Consider the following 3,602-nt stretch of genomic DNA (forward strand, 5'->3'; position numbering starts at 1 on the left):
ATCGGACGACGGCCCGCGGCGCCGGCCCCAGCCGCGGCAGCTCGGCGATCAACCGGGCACCCGCCGGCGAGGGGCCGGCCCGCAGGCTGCCGCCGTGCGCGCCGAGCGCCTCGCTCACGATCCGCATTCCGCGGCCGCGCTGGCCGCGGCGCGGGCGGCGGACCAGCACCGCGACCGGCGCCGGCAAGCCGGGACCCTGATCGGCCACCTCGACCCGGACGGCGCTGGCGGTAGTCCGGATCGACACCGTCACGGTGCCCGAGCCGTGCTCCAGGGCGTTGTGGATCAGGTTGCCGATCGCCTGCGCCAGCCGCGCGCGGTCGCCGAGGACGACCGCCGGCCCACCGCTGAAGCGGACCCGACGATCGGCGGTGCGAGCGGCCGCGTCGTGGACGGCCGCGAGGCCGCGCCCCAGCTCGGCCAGGTCGACCGGCTGCCGCTCGTCGCGGGCCCGCCGCCGCGCGGCCGCCGCGCTGACCTCGTCGCACGCCCGCCGCGCCCGCGCCAGCTCGATCGTCACCGCCCGCGTCAGCTCGCCCGGTCGCGTCGCGGGACGGTCGAGCGCCAGCATCACCGTCGTCAGCGGGCCGCGCAGCTCGTGGCAGGCCCGGACGACCCGCTCGGCGGTCAGCCGCGCCGCCCGTCGCTCGACCAGCAGCAGCGCGGCGGACGCGACCGCCAGCGGCCAGCCGACGGCCAGCAGCGCGCTCATGCCGCGACCCCGACCGGCGCGACGCGGTCGAGCGCCCCGTCGACCAGCCGGTAGCCGACGCCCCAGACGTTGACCACGAACGCGTCCCCGTGCACCCCGAGCTTGCTGCGCAGCCGACAGGCGTGGGAGTCGATCGTCCGCGTCACCGTCGCGCTGGTCCGGTAGCCCCAGACCGTCCGCAGCAGCTCGTCCTTGGTGTAGACGCGCGTCGGCTCCCGCACCAGCGCCACCAGCAGCGCGTACTCCTTCTGGGTCAGCGCGACCCGCGCGCCGCGCACGCTGACCGTGCGCTGCGCGGGGTCGAGCTCGAGCGTCCCCACCCGCACCCGGCCGGCGGTCGGCCGGCGATGGGTCCGCTCCAGCAGCGCCGCGATCCGCAGCCGCAGCTCGGGATAGCTGAACGGCTTGGCCAGGTAGTCGTCGCACCCCCGTTCGAAGCCGCGGATCCTGTCCAGCTCGCCGTCGCGGCCGCTGAGCAGCATCACCGGCGTCGCCGGGTCCACGCGCGAGACGATCCCGTCGCCACCGCGGACGTGGCGGATCAGGTCCAGGCCGGTCCCGTCCGGCAGCATCACGTCGCTGAGGACGAGGTCCGGGTAGCTGGTCTCGAGCAGCGCGCGGGCGTCGGCCAGGGTGCCGGCCGCCAGCGGGTCGTAGCCGTCGGCGGCCAGGTGCTCGGAGAGGAACGTGCGGGTCAGGCGATCGTCCTCGACGATCAGCAGGGTGGCGTTGGGGTCGCTCATGGTGCTTGGTTGACCCGCGAGCCCCGCCGGGTTCACCCCCGCTCTTTCGCGCCGCCGATCAGGACGCCGGCGGCAAGGCCGGCGCGGGCGCCCGCAGCGCGTCCCGCAGCTGCACCAGCGCCCGGTGGGTGGCGGGATAGCGCTCCAGCGGCGGCACCGGGACCACGGCGGGCACCCGATGGCCCTCGGCGATCGCGGCCATCGCGTCGAGCGCCGCGTCCAGCCGTGCGACCAGCGCCATGTCCGGCGGCGGGCCGTGGCGATCGGCCGAGACCGCCATCGCCGCGTACGCGACCCGCTGCGCCGCGAGCGTCGTCGACCAGCTCTCGTCGCCGCCGCGGACGCTCCACAGCAGGTCGCCGATCGCGTCGGCGTGGACCGCCCGCAGGTTCACCAGCTCGGTCTGGAGCCGCCGACGCGAGCGCCGCAGCAGCACGCTGGACTCGGTCACCGGCCGCGTGAGGGCGGCGTGGAGGACGTCGCGGGTGGCCTCGATCACCGCGCCCTGGGCCATCGGCAGGCGCGTCTGGGCGGTCCGCGGCCACAACAGCCGGCGGGCGACCAGCCCGACGGCGCAGCCGATCAGGGTGTCGACGACCCGCTCGCCCAGCAGCGCGCCGATCGGGGTCCCGGGCTGCCCGAGGTCGAAGCTCAGCAGCGCGACCGGCGTCACGAACACCACGGCGACCCCGTAGGCGACGGTGATCGTCGACTGGGCGATCACCTGGCAGATCGCGATCACCACCACGATCAGGACGATCCCCGGGTCGGCGACCAGGATCGCGGCCGCCAGTCCCGCGCCGACGATCGACCCGACCGCCCGGTGGACGGTCCGCCACGCGATCAGGTGGACGTTGCTGGCCTGCAGCACCGCGACCGCCGTCAACCCGATCCAGGCGCCGCGCTGGGCGTCGATCGCCAGCCCGATCCCGGTCCCGACCGCGGCCGCGATCCCGATCCGGACAGCGGTCGGCAGCACCAGCGAGTTCGGTCGCAGCGTCCGCCGCAGGATCGCGCTGGCGCGCGGTCGGCGCGGACGGGTGAAGGGGACGATCGTGGCCGCGAACAGCCGCTCCGGATCGGCGGCCTGGCGGGCGCTGGCCATCGCCTCGACGAAACGCGGGCCATGCGGGGTGCCCGGCGTCTCGTCCGGCAGCTCGACCGGTCCCGCCAGCGCCGGCACGCGGACGCTGTCGCCGAGCGTGCGCAGCGCGCGCGACCAGCCGTCGTCGACCGGGTCGCTGTCGCGCAGCACCAGGCCGAGCGTCGCGTCGAGGACCGCCTCGATCGCGACGGTCATCTCGGTCAGCCGCCGCCGCAGCGGGTCCTCCGACCCCGCCGCGCGCATCGCCGCCCGGGCCCGGCGGACGGCGAGCACCGCCTCGTGTCGGGCCTCGCCGACGCCGTCGCGCCCGAGCGCCGCGATCAGCGCCGCGACCTGGCGGTAGGCCACCGTCACCGAGGTCTCCTCCGGCGCGCGCGGGCGGAAGCGGTGGCCGGCCATCGAGACGGCGATCACCACCGCCGCCCCGAACAGCACGTAGCCGGCCCGCTCGGGCGCCGCGCCGGCGTCGACCGGCAGGCTGCTGCCGACGTAGTAGCTGAGCACCAGCATGAACTCGCGCGGCGGGCCGACCTCGAAGCCGATGCACGCCAGCGCGGCGGCCCCGGCGACGACGCCGCCGAACGCCGCGGCGACCCACGGGTGGGGCGCCAGCAGCGTCCCGAGCGCCATCGCCAGCGCCAGCCCAATGCCGATCCCGACCAGGATCGGCAGCCGGCGCCGGTAGGGCTCGTCGTTGGCGTACATCGCCGCGAACGCGCCCTGGGTGGCGATCGCGCCCCAGCTCAGGTGGCCGATCGCGGCGCCGATCGCCAGCGGGACCACGAAGCTGACGCCGACCCGCAGCGCGATCCCGCGGCGGGCACGGGCGACCCCGGCGATCGCGCGCAGCCGCGGCAGCAGCGCGCCGCGCGCCGCGTCGGCGGCGCTCCGCCGCTGGTCGGGCACCTCGTCGACCGTCCGCGTCGCGGGGCCGCTCAGAACGGGATGTCGTCGTCGGCGGCGAACAGCCCCGGCGCGGCGTCGGCGGGCGGCGCCGCGGGCGGCGGATCGAACGAGGGCCCGTCGAAGCTCGGCGGCGGGC

3 protein-coding genes are annotated in these 3,602 nt (G+C 77.0%); all 3 read right to left on the reverse strand.

The window, feature by feature from the left end; genetic code table 11:
• The coding region (locus tag PAI11_RS23215; RefSeq protein WP_040601507.1) for a sensor histidine kinase at positions 1–712 on the reverse strand (712 nt) is incomplete at its 3' end.
• On the reverse strand, positions 709–1,455 hold the full coding sequence (locus tag PAI11_RS23220; protein WP_007579424.1) for a response regulator transcription factor: 747 nt from the start codon (positions 1,453–1,455) through the stop codon (positions 709–711). The genes PAI11_RS23220 and PAI11_RS23215, both read right to left, overlap by 4 nt.
• 58 nt (positions 1,456–1,513) lie before the next feature.
• Positions 1,514–3,466, reverse strand: a complete 1,953-nt coding sequence (locus tag PAI11_RS23225) for an FUSC family protein (protein WP_007579426.1) — start codon at positions 3,464–3,466, stop codon at positions 1,514–1,516.
• Positions 3,467–3,602: the final 136 nt, after the last annotated feature.

The organism is Patulibacter medicamentivorans (assembly GCF_000240225.1).
GTDB lineage: Bacteria > Actinomycetota > Thermoleophilia > Solirubrobacterales > Solirubrobacteraceae > Patulibacter > Patulibacter medicamentivorans.

What these genes read in the sequence shown, in the direction of transcription:
- PAI11_RS23220 (WP_007579424.1), bottom strand. Translation starts at nt 1,455, where the DNA reads ATGAGCGACCCCAACGCCACCCTGCTGATCGTCGAGGACGATCGCCTG.